Origin of the sequence: Salisaeta longa DSM 21114, from assembly GCF_000419585.1 — a bacterium.
In the GTDB taxonomy this organism is placed as follows: Bacteria; Bacteroidota; Rhodothermia; order Rhodothermales; family Salinibacteraceae; genus Salisaeta; species Salisaeta longa.
This window is the reverse complement of record NZ_ATTH01000001.1, coordinates 464,374-482,048: the sequence shown is the minus strand read 5'-3', so window position 1 is coordinate 482,048 and position 17,675 is coordinate 464,374. Positions and strand designations below refer to the sequence as shown.

Annotated in this window: 17 protein-coding genes; 4 read left to right on the top strand and 13 right to left on the bottom strand. The window is 65.1% G+C overall.

Annotated features, from left to right (window positions below; translation table 11 throughout):
- Nucleotides 1-112: 112 nt before the first annotated feature.
- The 3 genes from SALLO_RS0102135 to SALLO_RS0102125 are packed head-to-tail and all read right to left on the bottom strand — an operon-like array spanning nt 113 to nt 2,719.
- Nucleotides 113-1,723, bottom strand: coding sequence for a trehalase family glycosidase (locus tag SALLO_RS0102135; protein WP_040605872.1), 1,611 nt, complete (start codon nt 1,721-1,723; stop codon nt 113-115).
- A gap of 5 nt (nt 1,724-1,728) precedes the next feature.
- Complete coding sequence (gene coaE, locus SALLO_RS0102130; protein WP_022834680.1) at nt 1,729-2,325, bottom strand: dephospho-CoA kinase; 597 nt, start codon at nt 2,323-2,325, stop codon at nt 1,729-1,731.
- A gap of 49 nt (nt 2,326-2,374) precedes the next feature.
- Entirely contained in the window at nt 2,375-2,719 is a 345-nt protein-coding gene (locus SALLO_RS0102125) for a histidine triad nucleotide-binding protein (protein ID WP_022834679.1), read from the bottom strand.
- Between the two features lie 198 nt (nt 2,720-2,917).
- Here SALLO_RS0102125 and SALLO_RS14600 point away from each other — a divergent pair, with 198 nt between their 5' ends.
- The 4 genes from SALLO_RS14600 (at nt 2,918) to SALLO_RS0102105 (ending at nt 8,372) form a co-directional block, all read left to right on the top strand.
- Nucleotides 2,918-4,837, top strand: coding sequence for a PAS domain-containing sensor histidine kinase (locus SALLO_RS14600; RefSeq protein ID WP_022834678.1), 1,920 nt, complete (start codon nt 2,918-2,920; stop codon nt 4,835-4,837).
- A gap of 98 nt (nt 4,838-4,935) precedes the next feature.
- On the top strand, nt 4,936-5,991 hold the full coding sequence (locus SALLO_RS0102115) for a hypothetical protein (RefSeq protein WP_022834677.1): 1,056 nt from the start codon (nt 4,936-4,938) through the stop codon (nt 5,989-5,991).
- A gap of 88 nt (nt 5,992-6,079) precedes the next feature.
- Nucleotides 6,080-6,817, top strand: coding sequence for an SDR family NAD(P)-dependent oxidoreductase (locus SALLO_RS0102110; RefSeq protein WP_022834676.1), 738 nt, complete (start codon nt 6,080-6,082; stop codon nt 6,815-6,817).
- A gap of 25 nt (nt 6,818-6,842) precedes the next feature.
- Nucleotides 6,843-8,372: a cryptochrome/photolyase family protein gene (locus SALLO_RS0102105; protein WP_022834675.1), complete on the top strand. Its 1,530-nt coding sequence runs from the start codon at nt 6,843-6,845 to the stop codon at nt 8,370-8,372.
- Between the two features lie 206 nt (nt 8,373-8,578).
- Here SALLO_RS0102105 and SALLO_RS0102100 read toward each other — a convergent pair whose 3' ends face one another.
- The 10 genes from SALLO_RS0102100 to SALLO_RS14590 all read right to left on the bottom strand — a co-directional run bounded on the left by SALLO_RS0102100 (nt 8,579) and on the right by SALLO_RS14590 (nt 17,476).
- Nucleotides 8,579-9,304, bottom strand: coding sequence for an energy transducer TonB family protein (locus tag SALLO_RS0102100; protein ID WP_022834674.1), 726 nt, complete (start codon nt 9,302-9,304; stop codon nt 8,579-8,581).
- A 21-nt stretch (nt 9,305-9,325) separates the two neighbouring features.
- Nucleotides 9,326-10,462, bottom strand: a complete 1,137-nt coding sequence (locus tag SALLO_RS0102095; protein WP_022834673.1) for a PorV/PorQ family protein — start codon at nt 10,460-10,462, stop codon at nt 9,326-9,328.
- Between the two features lie 104 nt (nt 10,463-10,566).
- Nucleotides 10,567-11,871, bottom strand: coding sequence for an RsmB/NOP family class I SAM-dependent RNA methyltransferase (locus SALLO_RS0102090; protein WP_022834672.1), 1,305 nt, complete (start codon nt 11,869-11,871; stop codon nt 10,567-10,569).
- 75 nt (nt 11,872-11,946) lie between these two features.
- Entirely contained in the window at nt 11,947-13,530 is a 1,584-nt protein-coding gene (locus tag SALLO_RS0102085; protein WP_028566796.1) for a phytoene desaturase, read from the bottom strand.
- 107 nt (nt 13,531-13,637) lie between these two features.
- On the bottom strand, nt 13,638-14,045 hold the full coding sequence (locus SALLO_RS0102080; protein WP_022834670.1) for a hypothetical protein: 408 nt from the start codon (nt 14,043-14,045) through the stop codon (nt 13,638-13,640).
- A gap of 5 nt (nt 14,046-14,050) precedes the next feature.
- Complete coding sequence (locus SALLO_RS0102075) at nt 14,051-14,704, bottom strand: NUDIX hydrolase (protein ID WP_022834669.1); 654 nt, start codon at nt 14,702-14,704, stop codon at nt 14,051-14,053.
- 3 nt (nt 14,705-14,707) lie between these two features.
- The gene (locus SALLO_RS0102070) at nt 14,708-15,376 is read right to left on the bottom strand and encodes an SDR family oxidoreductase (protein ID WP_022834668.1); all 669 of its coding nucleotides are present in this window, start codon (nt 15,374-15,376) and stop codon (nt 14,708-14,710) included.
- Between the two features lie 18 nt (nt 15,377-15,394).
- Complete coding sequence (locus SALLO_RS0102065; protein WP_022834667.1) at nt 15,395-15,691, bottom strand: hypothetical protein; 297 nt, start codon at nt 15,689-15,691, stop codon at nt 15,395-15,397.
- Nucleotides 15,692-15,715: 24 nt separating this feature from the next.
- Entirely contained in the window at nt 15,716-16,534 is an 819-nt protein-coding gene (locus tag SALLO_RS14595) for a ParA family protein (protein WP_022834666.1), read from the bottom strand.
- A gap of 114 nt (nt 16,535-16,648) precedes the next feature.
- Nucleotides 16,649-17,476, bottom strand: a complete 828-nt coding sequence (locus tag SALLO_RS14590) for a ParA family protein (protein WP_022834665.1) — start codon at nt 17,474-17,476, stop codon at nt 16,649-16,651.
- Between the last annotated feature and the right edge of the window lie 199 nt (nt 17,477-17,675).

Here is a 17,675-nt window from a genome sequence, read left to right as displayed (position 1 = left end):
TTTTGCAAACGCCGAGCATTTGCAATAACGGATTCAACACCCGGCGCGCGCCGCGGGGCGGGGCGCCGCGCTTCATCGGCGCCCCTACGCCCGATCGTAATACGCCCGGTCGTTACCGGAGCTGTTCAAGCAGCACCAGCATCGTGGCGTTCGTCCAGCCAAAGCCAATCACGTTTTCGCTGTATCCGTATTTGATACCGGAGGCAACGTCCGACTCACGCTGCACCATGTCGTACTTTTCGACGATCACGCGGTGCTCGGAAAACTCCTTCGCCACCAGGTCGACAAACTTCTTGGCCAGCCGATCGGCGGCCGCGGTGTACCCGTAGCGGCGCAGCCCCTCCACCGCAATCAGCTGCAGCGGGGCCCAGCCAAAGGGCGCGTCCCACTGGTTGCCGGTGATGTGCGAACTGGTGAGCAGCCCGCCCGGCGCCTCAAACTGGTAGAGCCGCTGCACCAGCTGCTGTGCTTGCTCGGCAGAAGCCGCACCCACCCAAAGCGGATAGAAGGCGGTTGCAAACTGGTAGGCGTTGGGGCGCTGCGTACGAAAGTTGTAGTCACGATACGTGCCGGCAGCATCGTCCCACAGGTAGCGGTCGATGGCCGCGAGGCGGTCCGCGGCGCGCTGACGCCACGTAGCGGCCGTGCTGTCGCGACCCAACGTTGCGTAGATCTGTGCCGCTTCGCGCTCCATCTTGTACAACAGCGCATTCAACCCCACCGGCGCATGATGGATGATGTCAATGCTGAACGGCCCGAACCGGTTGGTTGGGTCGAAGCCCGATTCGCGCATCGTACGGTCACCCTTGTAAAACAGCGGCGTGAGGCTATCGGCGGCCGCCACGTAGTACATCGACTCGTCGTACGCCGTCACCTCGTGCGTGCGGTAGTAGGCCCGGATGCGGTCGTAGTGGGTTTGCCCATCGGCATCCACCTCGCCCATCACCACCTCGGGCGCCGGCCCCTCGCCAAACGCCCAGTAGCGCGCCAAGCCGGTGTCGCCCGCCTGATGGGCCGGCTGCGTCCAATACCGGTAGTAGGTTTCAATTTCGGGGAGGGTCGACGCGAGCCACGAGGTATCGCGCGTGGCCTGGAAGACATTCCAGATCATGGCCGTCAGGAAGGGCGGCTGCGAGCGCGTCAGGTAGTACGTGCGGTTGGCGTTGAGGACGGTGCCGTAGTGCCGCACCTGGTAGAGGTGGTTGTCGATCATGGCCTGCGCGAGTTCCAGGCGGCCGGCTGCCAGCAGGCCACGCTGGATGAAGTAGCTGTCCCAGCCGTACATCTCGTTGAACCGCCCGCCCGGCACCACATACGGATGCGGCAGGTAGAGCAGCCCGTGCGGATCGATCTGCGCCATGTGCGCCTGCGGGTTGCGCGGCAGCTGCTGGATGTTGATTTGCGCGAGCGCCGCGTCGGAGAGTGTTTGCGACAGCGTACGGCGCACCGCCGCGGGATCCTCGCTAGCAGCCACGTACAGCGGGTACGGCGTGCCGGGCGTGTGCTCGATCTTCGAATCGGGGAGCGCCGCGAGGAGGTCGTCGTGCGAGCGCGTGAGCGTGTCCCACGTTCGGTCGATGTACTCCAGCATGGGGGCAAGCTGCACCGAGTCGGGCGCAGGAACCAGAAGCACCGGCGCAGCCTGTCCAACGGCCTGCGGAACAGCCAGCAGGCCCGTGAGGCTCATGAGCAGCGCGACGCGCAGCAGGGAACGTTTACACATGCCAATCATGGGGTGGTGAGGGTTTGGTACAAGGTGTAGGCACGACGGCGCAGATCTTCAAGCGAGCCGTCGTTCGAGATAACGTAGTCGGCCCGGGCGCGCAGCTTCTCTTGCGGCCACTGATGCTGCATGCGCGCCCGTACCGCCTGGGGCGTAGTGTCGTCGCGTTCTACCACGCGGGCCACGCGGTCGGCCTCCGGTGCCACAACGACCGCCACGGCATCCACATGCGCATCGCCGCCCGCCTCAAACAGAAGGGCCGCCTCATGAACGAGCAGCTCCACATCCTCGGCCGCCGCGCGGGTCTTCGCTTCTTCAAAGGCGTCGAACACGAGCGGATGCACAATGCCATTGAGCGTAGCCACGCGCTCCGCATCCCCGAACACGTGGTCGGCCAAATACGCCCGGTCGAGCGATCCATCGTCGGCATAGCTCTCGGCCCCAAACGCCGCAACGATGGCCGCACGCGCCGCCTCATCGTGCTGCATCAGGCGCTTCGCTTCCAGATCTGCATAGAAGATACGTGCGCCGAACGCTTCCAAAAATCGACAAAAGACGGTCTTTCCGCTGCCAATGCCGCCGGTAACGCCCAAAGTGTACATACGTTGGGGATATGAGGTGAGGGGAGTACGCGAGAAATGGGCGGCGTGCTCACCCCGGCGGCCACTCCATCGGGCGCCCGCCCAGCAGATGCAGGTGCAGATGATCGACCGACTGCCCCGCGTGGGCGCCGCAGTTGAACACCGTGCGGTAGCCCTCCGAGAGGCCCTCCTGGGCCGCGAGCTTCCGTGCCACCACAAACAGATGCCCGATGAGCGGCGCGTCGTCGGCCGTCACCTCGTCGAGCGACGGAATGGGCGTGCGCGGCACCACCAGAAGGTGCGTGGGGGCTTGCGGGTTGATGTCGCGAAACGCGATGCAGTGCTCATCTTCATGAACGATATCGGCATCAATGGCACCGTCCATGATCTTTTGAAAAAGGGTGCGTTCGGCCATAAGCAAACACGGGCGGTTTGACAAATCAGTAGGTTGTGATGCAATATAGCAACGCGTTATGATGAATGCACACGCTGGATGATTTCCGCGTTTGCTGCTAATTGGGCGACCATGCGACACTGCGGAACGCATTTTGCATTGTCTATCCCACACCATCGCTTTCCCTTGACTTACGATTCCTGACGGGATCTTCGCTGCATGCTTCATCTCTTTCCCGAAGGACACTTCGGGCGCACGCTTGGGCGCACTTTTTTGCTGGCCGGGGTGCTAGCTGGGCTATGGACGGCCCCCAGCATTGCGCAACCGCTCACGCCGGGGCAGATCATCGACGCCGCAGCGCGCGCGGCGCTCCAGGGCCCCGTGCGAGTAGTAGGGCGGGCCTCGGTAGCCTCAAACGTACTTGAAAAGCGCCGCGTCTTTATTCAGCACGACACCAGCGGCATTGCTCTAGACCTGCCCCAAAAAGGGCCGCCAGTACAACGTGGCGACAGCGTGGTAGCAACAGGAACGGTTCGCACCATATATGGCCTTCCCGTGATGAAAGTCACATCGTACGAGGTCGTGCCCACGCCGCCGGAGCCCCCCGCGCCGGTTCCTCTTTCGCTGCCGGAAGCCGTTGGCAACCGCTATGAAGGCCAGCTGATTCGCATTCAGGGACACGTTGTCAACAAAGGCTCCAACGGCGGCGGCCACTATCTCCTGATGAATATGCGCGAGCGCCGCGCCGTATTGGCCGTGTTCGTCGACCATGAGCGCCTTCAACCGGTCCCTCTCACGTCGTACGAAATTGGTGACGAAATTGTCGTAACGGGCATTTTGGGGCAGTATGACCTCACCAAACCTTACACAAGCTACTACGAGGTGTACCCGCGCACCCCAGACGACATCACTTATGCCGCCACCCCGCGCCGCTACCTGGAGTGGATCGGCATCGCCAGCGCCATTGCCATTGCCATAGGCCTCCTGGTGGTGGGGCTGCTGTACGTCCGCCTCCGGCGCCGCTCGCGCGAGCTTTCGGAGAGCCGGACCCGCTTCAAGCGTCTTGCGGAGGCCACCTCCGAGGGCATCTTGGTTCATTGCGAAGGTACGATTGTGGATGCCAACACAGCCCTTTCCACAATGACGGGGTACCCACGCGAGACGATTCTAGGAAGTAACGTTCTGAATTACCTCACCGAATCCTCACGGACCGTCGTCCGCGAACGCTTAAAAACCCAGGGCGAGAAGCCGTATGAGGGCACAATTCTTCGCAAAGACGGCACCACCTTTACCGCCGAAATCGAAGCGCGCAACATTCAGATGGACGACCGGGTGGTGCGCGTGGTGGCGGTGCGCGACGTGACCGAGCGCAAGCGGTACGAGGCCGAGCTCACCAAAGCCAAGGAGCAGGCCGAAGCCGTTGCCCGCCTCAAGTCGAGCCTCCTGGGCAACATGAGCCACGAGCTTCGCACGCCCATCACCAGCATCATCGGCTATGCGGAAATTATCCGCGACGACCCCGAGGCGCCCCACGCGGCGTTCGCCCGACACATTTACGCCAACGGGCAACGCCTGGCCAACACCCTCGACGCCGTCCTTGAAATGGCCCAGCTGGAGTCGGGCATGCTGCAGGTTACGCCGTATTCCGTGCACGCCCACGAGTTGATGGCCGAGGTGCTTGCGGCCTTCGAGGCGGCCGCCCAACAGAAAGGGCTTGCCTTGGACATGACAGTTGCAGAGGATGTATCGCTGGAGACGGATCGGGCCCTGCTGCACCGCGTGCTACGCCATCTCGTTGATAATGCCATCAAGTTCACCCCGGAAGGCTCGGTGCATCTGTCGGCAGAAAACACCGCAGACGGCGTGCGCTTCATCGTACGGGACACGGGCATCGGCATCTCTCCGGCCTTTCAACTGCAACTGTTTGAACCCTTTACGCAGGCCTCGCGCGGTCACTCGCGCACGCACGAGGGAACGGGCCTGGGCCTTGCAATCACGAAGCGCATGGTGCACCTGCTGCATGGCACCATCACGTTTCAGAGCACGCCCGGCTACGGCACAACGTTTATCGTCACGCTTCCGCATGTGCATGCCAGCCAGAACGCCTCGTCGCCCGTGATGGATGACGTGTCCGCGTAAATCACAGGAACGCCTGCCCGCACACTGCGTGCATCCGAGCCCTGCCGGATCGGTGCCGGGGGCGCTTCGTGCTTCGTTTTACTGGTTGCTGTCTGCTCATGTCGGATACCAATGCCGTGTCAAACGGTCTGCTCGCTTCTGTTGGCGCGCTCGTCGGCGCGCTGGTGCTTTCTACCGTGCTGTACATGGTGGGCTATCCCCAACCGTTTGCGCCGTTTAATCCGTTGGTGTGGGGCAACCTCTTGCTGGGCACGCTGCTGGCCGTCACGGCAAACAGTGGCGTCTTTTATGTTTTGCGCTCCATCTTGGCCGACGCCGTTCCCCCCGCCACGCGCGCGGCGATTGCGGGGCGCGCCCTCATTCAGGCGTTTGCGCTGGCCGGGGCCACCGCCGGCATCTTCTTTGGCCTGGCCGTCGTGCTCGAAGCGCCCCTGCTGGAGGCCGATCCCGTACTAGGCACCGGGGTGCTCATGGGCGCCTTTGGAGGCCTCTTGGCAATGCTCGTGACCGACCTCAAGGAGCGCTTTGCCGATGCAGCGGCCAACGAGTTGCGCGCGCAGCGCGACACCATCCGAACGCTGCGCACCGAGCTGACGCCCGAACTGCTGGACGAGGCGCTTGCCCTGGCCCTCGAGCGCCTCCCCGAGCAGCCCGACGAGGCGCGCACCGTCCTCGAGCATACGCAGGAGCTGCTGACCTACGCCCGCTCGTCGCGCGCGGCGGGGACGCAACCGCTCTACGCCGAAATTGACGCTACGCAGTCCTACTTCGCCCTGGCCCGGCTGCAGTATGGCGATCGCTTCACCGTTAACACCGACATTCCCACGGCGCTCTACGACGTGCCTGTCGCCGGCTTTACCGTGCAGCCCCTCGCCGCCCACACCCTGCACCACCGCCTGCGCACCGACGAGGCGGACACCTGCACCCTCACCATTCGGGCCCGCTCCAACGATGCCATGATCTGCCTCGCCGTCACCGACGACGGCCCGAGCTTCTCAGAAGATGTGGAGGCCTTTGTTGAACGCAGCGCCGACCTGGCCGACCTCCAGGAGCGCCTGCAGGAGCTGTATGCCGGACGCGGCGAGGTGATGCTCACGCCCGAGGGCCTCCTCGTTTGCACACCGCTCGACGAGGCCTCCACTAACGAGCCGTAACGATTCCTCTATATCCGCCCGCTCCACGAATCACCGGTTCGCGCACCGCTTCCAAGCCATTGCTTTCTTTTCCTAATTCCCCAACGCAATGGCTGATGCTCCTGTCTACATTCTCATTGGCGCCACCGGCGGCATCGGGTCGGAAGTTGCCCAGCGGCTTGCCGACGACGGCGCGCAGCTCGTCCTGGCAGCCCGCTCTGCGTCCGATCTGGACGAACTCGCCGAAGCTACCGGCGGCGATGCTCGCCCCACCGATGCAACCGACCTGGGGGCCGTGCAAGAACTCATCGATTACACCACGGATACCTACGGGCGGCTCGATGGCGTGCTGAATGCCGTGGGCTCCATCCTCCTAAAACCGGCCCACCTGACGTCCGAAGACGAGTACCGCGAGCAGCTTCGCCTGAACCTCGACACGGCGTTCTTCACCGTTAAAACCGCCGCCCGCGCCATGATGAAGGACGGCGGCTCCATCGTGCTGATGTCCTCGGCCGTGGCCCGCACCGGCCTCAAAAACCACGAAGCCATTGCCGCAGCAAAAGCAGGCGTGGTGGGCCTGGCGCGCGCCGCAGCCGCCACGTATGCCGGACGCGGGGTGCGCGTCAATGCGGTAGCGCCCGGACTCGTGGATACGCCCATGGCCGAAGGTATCCTGAGCAGCAACGCCGGCCGCAAGCAGTCTGAGGCCATGCACGCCCTGGGGCGCGTGGGCACACCCGCAGACGTGGCGCCGGCCATCTGCTGGCTGCTTCGCCGCGACACCGACTGGGTGACCGGCCAGGTCATCGGGGTGGATGGCGGCCTGGGCACCGTGCGCAGCTCGTAACCTTCGTCTTTTGGCTTCCCACGCGATGCGCACGCTCGCCCTCGTTTTACGCGATCAGCTCGACCGCGACGCAGCCCTCTTCGATCGCCTCGACCCCTCGCAGGATGCCCTCTGCATAACCGAGGGCGCCTTCGACGGGCGCGAGCACAAGCAGCGCCTTGTGCTGGGCCTCGCGGCACTGCGCGCCTTCCGCACCGACCTTGAACGGGACGGCTGGACGGTGCACTACGCCCCGGTGGAGTCGGCAGCAGCCCGCCCGGCGCCCGCGTTCCTGCGCGACCAGATCGCGCGCCACGAGCCGGCGCGCGTGGTCTGGACCGAGCCGAGCGACTACGCGCTCAACGAGGCGCTCAAGGAGGCCTGTGCGGCAGAGGAGTGCCCGCACACGGTCGTTCCCGACGCCCACTTCCTGGTGTCCCACGAAACGTTCAACGCGTGGGCTAGCGACCGCAAAACGCTCACGATGGAATACTTCTATCGCGAGCAGCGCCGCGCCCACGAGGTGCTCCTCACCGATGCGGGCGACCCGGTGGGCGGCGAGTGGAATTACGACAGCGACAATCGCGAATCGTTCGGCCGGGAGGGCCCCGGACTTGTGCCCAACGGCCCCTCGTTTGCCTACGGCGATACCCCGCTGGCCGAGGCGCAGCAAGCGGTCGAGGCCCATTTTGCGGATGCGCCTGGGGCCTGCGAAAAATTTCAATGGCCGGTAACGCCGGCCCAGGCCGAGCAGGCGCTTGACGACTTCATCACGAACCGCCTGCCCACTTTTGGCACGTACCAGGACGCGATGTGGACCGAGCGTCCGTTTCTGTACCACTCGCGGCTCGCTGCGGCTCTCAACCTAAAGCTGCTCGCGCCGATGGACGCCATCCGCCGGGCAGAAGCGGCCTACACGGCCGACGAAGCGCCGCTCAACGCCGTCGAAGGATTCATCCGGCAGATCCTGGGCTGGCGCGAGTACGTGCGGGGCGTCTACTGGCGCCACATGCCCGAGTACGCCACCCGCAACGCGCTAGACGCCACCCGCCCGCTGCCCGCGCTGTACTGGACCGGCGACACCGACATGACGTGCCTGCAGCAATGCACCACGCAGGTGCTCACGCACGGCTACGCGCACCACATCCAGCGCCTCATGGTGCTGGGCCTCTTTGCACTACTGTACGGGGCCGATCCGAACGCCTTCAACGCATGGCACGAGCAGATGTACGTCGACGCCTGGCCGTGGGTCTCCGTGCCCAATGCCCTCGGCATGTCGCAGTTTGCCGACGGCGGCCTGATGGGCTCGAAGCCCTACACCGCCAGCGGAAAGTACATCAACCGGATGAGCAACTACTGCACGCAGTGCCGCTTCAACCCCGACGCGGCCACCGGCGACGACGCGTGCCCCTTCACCACCCTCTACTGGGATTTTCTGGACCGCCACGCCGATCGGTTGAGCAATAACCACCGCATGAACTTCCAACTCGCCAACCTCCGGCGGAAGTCGGACGAGGAGCGCGCGGCCATTCGGGAGCGCGCATCGGTGGTACAGGAGAAACTGCAGGACGGCTAGGCTATGTTTGAAAAATCAACGTGAGCGCGAGCCCGAGGGGGAAGCCGTAGCTGCAAGGCGTTCGAAGCAGCAACGGCTCTCCAACCGGGCGCAGTCCGCGAGAGGTTTTCAAACACAGCCTAAGCACAGATCGCCCGGTTACGCCATGCCACTCAGCATGCAACGCCGTCGGCCCATGACCGACAAAATGCGGCGTAGCGGTCCCGCTACTCCACGCGAAAGACGAACGTGATGATGCCCGTCTGATTTTTCTGCGGGGCCTCGGACGGCAGCCGGTTGAAGCGCCAGCGCTGCAGGGCCGTCATGACGGCATTTTCGAGCGCCGGGTTGCCCTTCATCAGCGGAATGCGGCGCACAATGCGCCCGTCCGGTGCCACCGTAATGCGCACCCGAATCGTGGCGTTCACCTTCTCGGCATAGGCCGGAAGGGGCGCGAGCCGTGGGTCACGATTCAGCCCTTCAATGTTGTAGGGCGCGGCTTTCTGCTCGGTAGTGCCGGTGCCCGGATCGCCCTGATTGGCCCCCGTCTCGTTGTTCGACTCTTGCTCGTCGGCGCCTTCCTTCTGTGGTTCGGGTTTGGGCTGCGGTTGCGGCGGGGTTGTTTCTTTCTCTGTTGGCGGAATGGTTTCCTTGGCCTTCGGCTCCGTCTTCGGCGGATCAACCGGCTCGGCTTCGGGCGTGGCCGCTGGTTTTTCTTCGACCGGTTTCGGTTTGGGCTCTGGCGGCTCCTTGGGCGGATCGGGCGTCGTCGACTCGGGCGCCTTGTCGACCGCCTTCACCGGCTGCCCGGTGGAAAACTCGCCGAAGGCCACCTCAACGTATCCCAGCCGCGGCGGCTGCGGACGCGAGGCCGTCAGCAATGCAAGCAGGAGCAGCAGCAACGCATGTATCGTCGCGCTGATGCCTAGCCCAATCCAATCGCTTCTACCCATAGCACTGCCTCCGGCCGATGACTACTCTTGTCCGCGTTTCATGCCGGGCTGCTCCAGCGTCAGGGTCGCCGAGATCCGGTACGTGTAGCCCAGGTCCTGTGCTGCCAGCCCCGTGAAGTCTCCGAAACTAGCATCGATGCTGAACTGATCCAACCGCAGGCCCGCGCCCACCGACGGGGCGACGTCCCACCCGATGCCGTTGCCCACCTGCAAGCGGCGCAGCCCCGCGCGCACTTCCGCCACGCCCTGATAGCTAAACGCCGCGCCCAGGCGCGGATGAAACGACACGTCGCCCACATTGGGCACGAAGGCCTGCTGCCCGTCAAACGCGACATCCATATCCAGCCCTACCGTAAGCTGATGCGGCCCGATGGCGCGCACGTAGCCTGAGCCCAGCCGCACCACCGGCAGCACCAGCGCCGTGCCGCCCTGCGGGATGTCTTGCCCAAACACCTCCTGGTACGTAAACGGATTGCCCGTCGCCGGGTTGATCTCGTCAAGCTGAAAGGCCGCGGCGTTTACGCTCCAGCTTTGCAGCATGGTGGAAAGGTCTTGCACCGTTACGCCCAATCGGTACGGCCCGGTGCGGTACTGTGCGGCGACGTCAACGCTGTAGCCGGTGGCCTCGGCAAAATCCCCAATCGAGCGCTTGATGCCCTTAAACGACACGCCCACGTCCAGTTGCGCCGAGACGCGGCGGCTATAATGCACGAACAGCGCCCAGTCGGCCGCCGAGAAGGTGGTGACGAGGCTTTCGTAGTTGGGCCGCGGCTGCTGGCGCACGGGGTCCCACGCGTTGAGCGTGTTCACGATGTCGTTTACGCCACTGCGCATAAGGGAGAGGCCGAGGGTCGATTGCTCACTCAGCGGAAAGGCGCCGGCGGCATAGTCGAACGACACGGCCCCGCCGAAGCGCTCGACGTGCATGTACGCAATTTGCGGGTATTGCAGATGCGAGAGTCCGGCGACGTTCCAGTACCCGGCGCTCACCTCCTGAGCCAGCGCCACGTAGGCCCCGCCCATGCCCAGGGCTCGCGCATCCACGCCGCCCGCCAGAAAGTCGGCGCCGTATTTGGCAATGCGCTGCGCCGATGCCGGGGCCGAGAGGACGGTGAGGAGACAGAAAAACGCACCGAGGCGGCGCAGCAACGTAGGCATGGGGCTTGGGCGTAGTCTGTTGAGAGACGCACGGGCGTTAACGACCGGAGCGGGCATCGGTTCACCGGTCTGCCGGTTGCTGGCGAAAGCAGGCGATTGGGGATTTAGTCCAGCCGCCGCAGGCGCGCGCCAAACGCCCCGTCGACGCGGTCGCGGGAGGGCAGCGTCGCATAATAGCCCGCCTCCGTCGCCAGAGCCGCTGGGACCTGCGCCGCGGCCGGCTCCAGCACAAACGAGGCGTGGCGATCCAAAAACGCTGCCACGCGGTCTTCATTCTCCTCGGGGGCGATGCTGCAGGTGCTGTACACCAGGCGCCCGCCCGGACGCACCAGTCGTGCGGCGGCATCCAGGAGCGCATCCTGGCGTTGGGCCATCGTCGACAGGTCGTCGGGGGTGCGGCGCCAGCGCAGGTCGGCCCGCTTGGCCAGCACGCCCAGCCCGGTGCAGGGGGCATCGAGGAGCACGGCGTCGGCCTGTGGCGGATTGGGGCGGTCCGCGATGGCCTGCAGTGCAGCGGCCTCGGCGGTGAGCTGTGGGTGGGCCGGAAGCCGCGCGAGCCGGTCGGCGCTCCGGTCGAAGGCCAGCACCCGGCCGCGGCCGTCCATGCGATCGAGGATGTAGCGCGTTTTGCCCCCGGGGGCCGCGCAGGGATCGAGTACGGTTTCGCCGGGCTGCGGATCGAGGAGCTGCACCACCAGCGCCGCAGCGGCGTCTTGCACCACGCAGCGCCCCGCAGCGAGCCACCCGGCCGCCACCAACGGCTGCAGCCGCTCCACCTCCATCACGTCTGCGAGGTAGGGCGAAGGGGTCCAGTCAACGCCCAGCGCCTCCAGATCGTCGCGGGTGGTGCCGTCTCGCAGCCGCACGCCATACGCGGGCCGCGTGTTGTTCCAGCGGCACAGGGCCTCCGCCGTGCGCCCGCCGTACCGATCCATCCAGCGCTTGACAAGCCACGTGGGGTGCGACTGCCGGATGGCAAGATCCGCAGCCATATCGCCGGTTCGCGGCTGCGGGAGCGCCTCGCGCTGGCGATGCAACGTGCGCAACAGCGCGTTGGCGAGGCCGCCCACCCGCGGATGCACGCGCTCTTTGGCCAACGCCACGTACTGATCGACCGCAGCGTGCGGCGGCGTCTCTTGCAGCAATAGCTCGTATGCGCCCAGCTGCAGGAGCACCCGCAGCGGCACGTCCATACGGTCGTACGCGCCGTCGTACGCATCGGCCAGGAGAAAGTCGAGCCACCGCTGCCAGCGGGTAGCGCCGGCCACGAGCTCACGCACCTGCCGCCGCAGCCGCGCATCGCCGGAGGGGGCGGGCAGCGCATCGACGTACGCACCATCTTGCACCACCGCCATCCGCTGCTTGAACGCGATGGTACGTGCGTTGGAGGCGACGGTGGTGGACGACATACCGGCTTGGGGCGCGTGAAGGCGATGGGCGTACGTGCGTCCTAAGCCGCAGCCCACACACGTGATCCCAACCGATTAGGCCGCTACGGGCACGCGGCGACGCAGCGCTTCCGGATCGGGCACGACGGTATCGAGCACGCGGGCCGAGGAGAGCACGCCGGGCATGCCAGCGCCGGGGTGCGTGCCGGCCCCCACAAAGTAGAGCTGGTCGATGTCTTCGCTCGCGTTGTGGGGGCGGAAGTAGGCGCTTTGCCGCAGGATGGGTTCTACGCTGAATGCCGCGCCCTTCAGCGAAAGGTACTCGTGCCGGAACTCGCGCGGGGTGAGCATGCGGGAGGTTACCAGGTGGTCGCTCAGGCCGGGCAGGATGGTGTCTTCGAGATAGCGGGCCACGGCTTGGCGGTACGGCTCGGCCTGCAGCCGCCAGTCGACGCCGCTGTCGAGGTGCGGCACCGGCGAGAGCACATAGAACGCGTCGTGCCCCGCGGGCGCCATCGACGGGTCGGTTTTGGTGGGGCGGTGCAGGTAGAGGCTAAAGTCGTCGGCCAGCTCTTTCCGGTCAAAGATGTCTTCCAGCAAGCGCTGGTAACGATCGCCCAGCAAGATGGTGTGGTGCTCCACGTCCTCGTAGGTGCGGTCGGTGCCAAAGTACCACACGAACAAGCTCATCGAGTAGTTCATGTTCTCGACACGCTCGTCAGACCACGAAGGCCGCGCCTCGGGACGAATCATGTGCCGGTAGGTGTAGCCCACATCGGCGTTGGACACCACGAGGTCGGCGTCGATGACGGTGCCGTCGGTAAGGCGCACGCCCGCCGCCCGCGTGCCTTCCACCAATATCTGCTCGACCTCGGCGTTGTAGCGCTGCGTACCGCCCAGATCGTCGATGAGATCGGCCATGCCCTGCACGAGCGATCCGGTGCCGCCCATGGCGTACCACACGCCCCACTTCCGCTCCAAGAACGCAATGAGCGTGTAGATGGAGGTGGTGGTAAACGGATTGCCGCCCACCAGTAACGGATGAAACGACAGCACCTTGCGCACCTTGGGGTGCTTAATGTACTTGGCGACGAGGCTGTAGACCGTGCGGTGGCTCTCCAGCTTCATCATGGCCGGAATGATTTTGAGCATGTCGCTCAGCGAGCCAAACGGTACGTGCCCCAGCTCCTCGAAGCCGATCTCGAAGATCTCCTCGCTCTTTTTCAGGAAGCGCCGGTAGCCCTCCACGTCGGCCGGGTTGAACTTCCGGATTTCGCGCTCCATGGTGGCCGCGTCGCCGGTGTAGTGGAAGTAGGTGCCGTCGTTGAAGCGAATGTTGTAGAACGGATCGACCGGCACGAGCGTCACGTCGTCGCTGCGGGTGCGGCCGGCAAGGCGCCAGAGCTCGTCGAACAAGAACGGCGCGGTGACCACCGTGGGCCCGGCATCGAACGTAAAGCCATCTTGTTTAAAAACCCGTGCGCGGCCGCCGGGCTGATCGAGGCGGTCGAGCAAGGTTACACGGTAGCCGCGCGCCCCGAGGCGAATGGCCGCCGCCAGCCCGCCCAGTCCCGCACCAATGACCACGGCGTGCGGGCTCTCGTCGGTGACCGGAACGGGCGCGGAGGCGGTGTTGAGCGAAGCGTCGTCGCGGTGGACGAGTCGTTGCATCCAGGACATAGCGGGCAGAAAATAGACTTGGGCGTACGGACAACTCCCTGAACGGGGCCTGCGCGTTCCTGGTTTGGCGCAACCTTTCCAAAAGTTGCAACAAGCTGCGCGTTATTTTATTTCTGTGGGGGTTGCTCGGAAAGCGCGGGGAGGTAGTCCGTGAGTGCAGTGGTGAGCAGTTGCCCGCGCGTGCCGGTAAGATCCATATCGAACGGCTGATCGGCGCCATCCACCGAAGCGCCCGGGAGCCCGCGCCGGGCGTTGGCCGGATCGGTGCCCGTCTTGGTTTTCAGCAGGAGCCCGGCCGTGGGCGCATCGGAGGCCTCGGAGGCCGCCACGGTGTCCATGTACCGCTGCTGCGCGGCTTGCCAGTTGCGCAGGGCCGTGGCGATGGCGGTGTAGTGGGCGTCGGTGGGGGCCTCGGCGGCCGCAGCGGCGTCGAGCGCGTCCTCCAGCGCAGCGCGGGCGTCGTCGCACGCCGTCACGTCGCGTTCGAGGGCATCGAGGGTGTCGTCGGAGAGCACAGGAGCTAAGAGGGGATGGTGAGGGAAGGATAGAGCGGGCGCACCACGGCGAGCAGTTCCGCCAGCATCATGGCGGTGGCGCCCCAAACGGTGTGATCGTCGACAGCAAAGAACGGGACATCCACAGTGGAGCCGTGCAGCGTCCAGGGTTCGCGGCGGCGCGCCTCGGGGCGCAGCAAATGATCGAGCGGCACCCGCAGGATGTGCGCCACCTCGGCATCGGTTGGGCAGAGCGCGGGCGGCGCGGCGGTAACGCCAACAAATGGATGAACGCAGAAGTTGGACGGCGGGATGTAGAGCGGCGTGAGCGCGCCCAGCACCTGCACACGGTCGCGTTGCAACCCAACTTCCTCGTGGGCCTCGCGGAGGGCCGTAGCGCGCAGCGACTCACCCGCCTCGCGCTGCCCGCCCGGAAACGCAATCTGTCCGGGATGATCGGGCAGCTCGTCGCGGCGCACCGTAAGTACCACGTGCACGCGCGAGCCGTCGGGGAACAGGAGCGCCAGCACGCCGGCTTCGCGGCACGACTTGCCCTCCACGCGCGCTTGCTCGGGCGTCATGCGGTAGGACGGCGCCATCGTCAGTTGGGCCGACGTACCGGGCAAGGGGCCGTCGAGCTGCTCGCGCAAACCCGTTACAAAGCCATCAAATGAATCCATGCGCTATGCCGCGTGAACCTTCAACTCCGCCAAGTGTCCGCGTGGCGACCGCGTAGCCAGGTGCACCATGCTCGCCGCCAACTCCTCGGTCGCAATCCACGACGCCGGATCGCCATCGGGCATAGCCTCGCGGTTGGCCGGCGTATCCACCACGCCCATCGGGTAGAGGGTGCTCACGCGCACGTCGTCCCACTCCTTATCAAGCGACTTTAGATACGCCGCCACGGCGCCCTTGGACGCCGCGTAGAGGGCCGACTGCGCCTGTCCGTTGAGCGCGGCTGGGGCCGAGACGCCCATAAACAGCGGCGCATCGGAGCGGCCGGTAAGGTGCGGCCCCGCTGCTTGGGCCGTGTGGAAGAGGGTCTGAAAGTTGAGATCCAGCATGTGCGCATACGCATCGGCCGTGGCGTCGAGCGCTGCCTGCATAGCAAAGCCGCCCGCAATCGCGAGCACCGCATCGATGGCGCCCGCCGCCTCGAAGGCCGCTTCGGTAGCCGAGCGGTCGGTGAGATCCACGTCGTGCACATCGGCCGTCGGATAGGCGTCGCGCAGCGAAGCGGCGTTTGACGCGCCGTAGTCGATGAGGACAAGCGACCAGCCGGCGTCATCGAACGCGCGGGCCGTGGCCGAGCCGATGGCGCCCGCGGCGCCCGTGATGGCTACAGTAGGCATAGGAGAAAACGGAAGGCATCAGGAGACGGAATCGAACAACGGCCGTGGCGCCGGCCGCTTCAAGGTGACAACCAGATGCTGATGCGTGGGATCCGAAGCGTTCGCGTCAGCCAGCTCCAGGCCGTCAATCTGCCAATCGTTGGCCACCGCATCGTTTAGGGCCTGCAGGCGTTCGGCCTCTGGATGGGGCAACCGGATCGTAAGACGCCGCATACGCCCAGAAGCTTCCCCCTGCGCAAGGGCCAAAGGCGGCTGCAGCAAGGGATCGTCGGCGGGCGTATCGAAGGCGCGGGTAAATACGGTGGAAGCGCTCATGGCATCAGCAGACTGAATGAAGCATTACGCGGAGGCGCGCTTTCGTTTGCGCTCGTTCACACTTTCGTACACCTCGCTGTAGCGATCTACGCGGTCGATTACCTCATCAACTAGGGCGCTGTATTCGCGCGCGCCGCGGGTGTCGGGCGCAAACCTGAAGATCGACTGGCCCGCCTCGGGGGCCTCTTCCAATGGGGGATCGTGATGAATCTCGGTGTTAAAGACTTTTCCGCCGTAGTGCTCGCGCACGGCTTCGATGTTTTCCTGGGCCTGCGCATCGCCCTCGCGCACCATCGTGAGCAGCACCCCCAGCACCGGCGCAGCCTCGCCTAGCTCGCGGCGCACGGTGCTCACTACCTTGCCGAGGCTCACCACGCCTTCCAGCGAGAGGTACGACGGCGAGGCGGGAATGAGGAACGCATCGGCGGCCACCAGGGCATTGATGGTGAGCAGCGAAGTGGACGGCGGGCAATCGACCAGCACGTAATCGTAGCGGTCGGTGACCGACTCGAGCACGTTGAGCAAGCGCGCCTGCCGGTTCTGAACGCGCGACAGCCGGGTGTCGGCATCGGCGAGGCGGAGCGCGCCGGTAATCAGGTCTACGTTCCGCTCGCTCGTGGAGCGTATGGCCTCGCCGGTGGACGTCTCGTCAAACAACACCTCCGCAACAGACGGCCTCAGGTTGTCGCGGGATACGCCCAGCGCAAGCGAAGCAGAGGCCTGGCTGTCCAGATCCACAAGCAGCACACGCTGCCCTTGGCGGCCGAGGCCTGCGGCTATGTTCACCGTCGTCGTCGTCTTGCCGACGCCGCCTTTGTTGTTGATGATGGGTATGATGGTCATAGCAGCATGAAATGATGGAAACAGGGTATGCACGAGGTCGGCTGACGGGTTAAACCGTAAGGTCCACGCATCAGGCGTGTCTGTGCACGTGAACCATCAAAAAGCGTGCGAGCCCTACGCAGCGGTCGTGGCGCGTGCCGTGTGCTTGATGACGTTCGCATACACCGCGCCGTAGCGCTGCAGGCGGTCGGCCACCTCGGCCGTGAGCGCCGTGTAGTCGACTGCGCCGTCGCTTTCCGATGCAAACGCGGCCACCGGCGCATGGGCCGCCATCGCATCGCGGATGGTGGCATCTTCTCGGATCACGGTAGAAAAGACCTTACCGCCAAAGTGGTCGCGCACCTTCTCGATGGATGCGCGCACGCCCTGCGACGGACTGCGCGGCACGCGCGTGAAGGCGATGCCCAGCACCGGCGCCGCGGCGTTCAGTTCGCTGCGCACGCGCCTTACCACCGCGCGCAGATTGATGATGCCCTCCAGCGAGAGGTACTGCGGCGTGGTAGGGATGATGAACGACTCGGCCGCGACGAGGGCGTTGATGGTTAGGATCGACGTCGACGGCGCGCAGTCGATCAGCACGCGATCGTAGCGGTCGGACACGGTGCGCAAGACCTCACGCAGCCGCCGCGTGCCATCGGACTGCTGCTGCAACCGGACGTTCGCATCGGCCAGCGCCATGCCTCCGGGGAGCACATCAACACCTGTGAAAGCGGTGGATTGAAGGGCGCCCGCCGGAGCTACCTCCCCGAACAACGCCGCCGCCGTACCGGGCGCAAGCGCGCTGCGGTCAAGGCCCATCGCCAGCGACGCCGACGCCTGACTGTCCATGTCGACCACCAGAACGCGTTGCCCGCGCTGCACAAAGCCGGCGGCAAGGTTCAACGTTGTCGTCGTTTTTGCTACGCCGCCTTTGTTGTTAATGACTGCGATGGACTGGAGCATACGCGCTACCGGAAAGATTTTGCGGGCTATCGTTGCCAAAGACATGCAAGCATACCTGTAAACCGAGAAGAAGTACACCAGCAGAAGAAACGAAAATGTGAGCGCACACAATCTTTACGTTTTAACCCATATGGAAGCGCATCCATCGTTCGTTTTTTCCCATCGGTTGCCACGGTGGGGCGGCGCGTGCGGCCGTTTC

Excerpts from the sequence above, each read along its gene's own strand:
- SALLO_RS14590 (WP_022834665.1), bottom strand. The coding sequence starts at position 17,476 with ATGCTCCAGTCCATCGCAGTCATTAACAACAAAGGCGGCGTAGCAAAA.
- coaE (WP_022834680.1), bottom strand. The coding sequence starts at position 2,325 with ATGTACACTTTGGGCGTTACCGGCGGCATTGGCAGCGGAAAGACCGTC.
- SALLO_RS0102090 (WP_022834672.1), bottom strand. The coding sequence starts at position 11,871 with ATGTCGTCCACCACCGTCGCCTCCAACGCACGTACCATCGCGTTCAAG.
- SALLO_RS0102065 (WP_022834667.1), bottom strand. The coding sequence starts at position 15,691 with ATGAGCGCTTCCACCGTATTTACCCGCGCCTTCGATACGCCCGCCGAC.
- SALLO_RS0102110 (WP_022834676.1), top strand. The coding sequence starts at position 6,080 with ATGGCTGATGCTCCTGTCTACATTCTCATTGGCGCCACCGGCGGCATC.
- SALLO_RS0102070 (WP_022834668.1), bottom strand. The coding sequence starts at position 15,376 with ATGCCTACTGTAGCCATCACGGGCGCCGCGGGCGCCATCGGCTCGGCC.
- SALLO_RS14595 (WP_022834666.1), bottom strand. The coding sequence starts at position 16,534 with ATGACCATCATACCCATCATCAACAACAAAGGCGGCGTCGGCAAGACG.
- SALLO_RS0102085 (WP_028566796.1), bottom strand. The coding sequence starts at position 13,530 with ATGTCCTGGATGCAACGACTCGTCCACCGCGACGACGCTTCGCTCAAC.
- SALLO_RS0102075 (WP_022834669.1), bottom strand. The coding sequence starts at position 14,704 with ATGGATTCATTTGATGGCTTTGTAACGGGTTTGCGCGAGCAGCTCGAC.
- SALLO_RS0102115 (WP_022834677.1), top strand. The coding sequence starts at position 4,936 with ATGTCGGATACCAATGCCGTGTCAAACGGTCTGCTCGCTTCTGTTGGC.
- SALLO_RS0102135 (WP_040605872.1), bottom strand. The coding sequence starts at position 1,723 with ATGTGTAAACGTTCCCTGCTGCGCGTCGCGCTGCTCATGAGCCTCACG.
- SALLO_RS0102100 (WP_022834674.1), bottom strand. The coding sequence starts at position 9,304 with ATGGGTAGAAGCGATTGGATTGGGCTAGGCATCAGCGCGACGATACAT.
- SALLO_RS14600 (WP_022834678.1), top strand. The coding sequence starts at position 2,918 with ATGCTTCATCTCTTTCCCGAAGGACACTTCGGGCGCACGCTTGGGCGC.
- SALLO_RS0102095 (WP_022834673.1), bottom strand. The coding sequence starts at position 10,462 with ATGCCTACGTTGCTGCGCCGCCTCGGTGCGTTTTTCTGTCTCCTCACC.
- SALLO_RS0102125 (WP_022834679.1), bottom strand. The coding sequence starts at position 2,719 with ATGGCCGAACGCACCCTTTTTCAAAAGATCATGGACGGTGCCATTGAT.
- SALLO_RS0102105 (WP_022834675.1), top strand. The coding sequence starts at position 6,843 with ATGCGCACGCTCGCCCTCGTTTTACGCGATCAGCTCGACCGCGACGCA.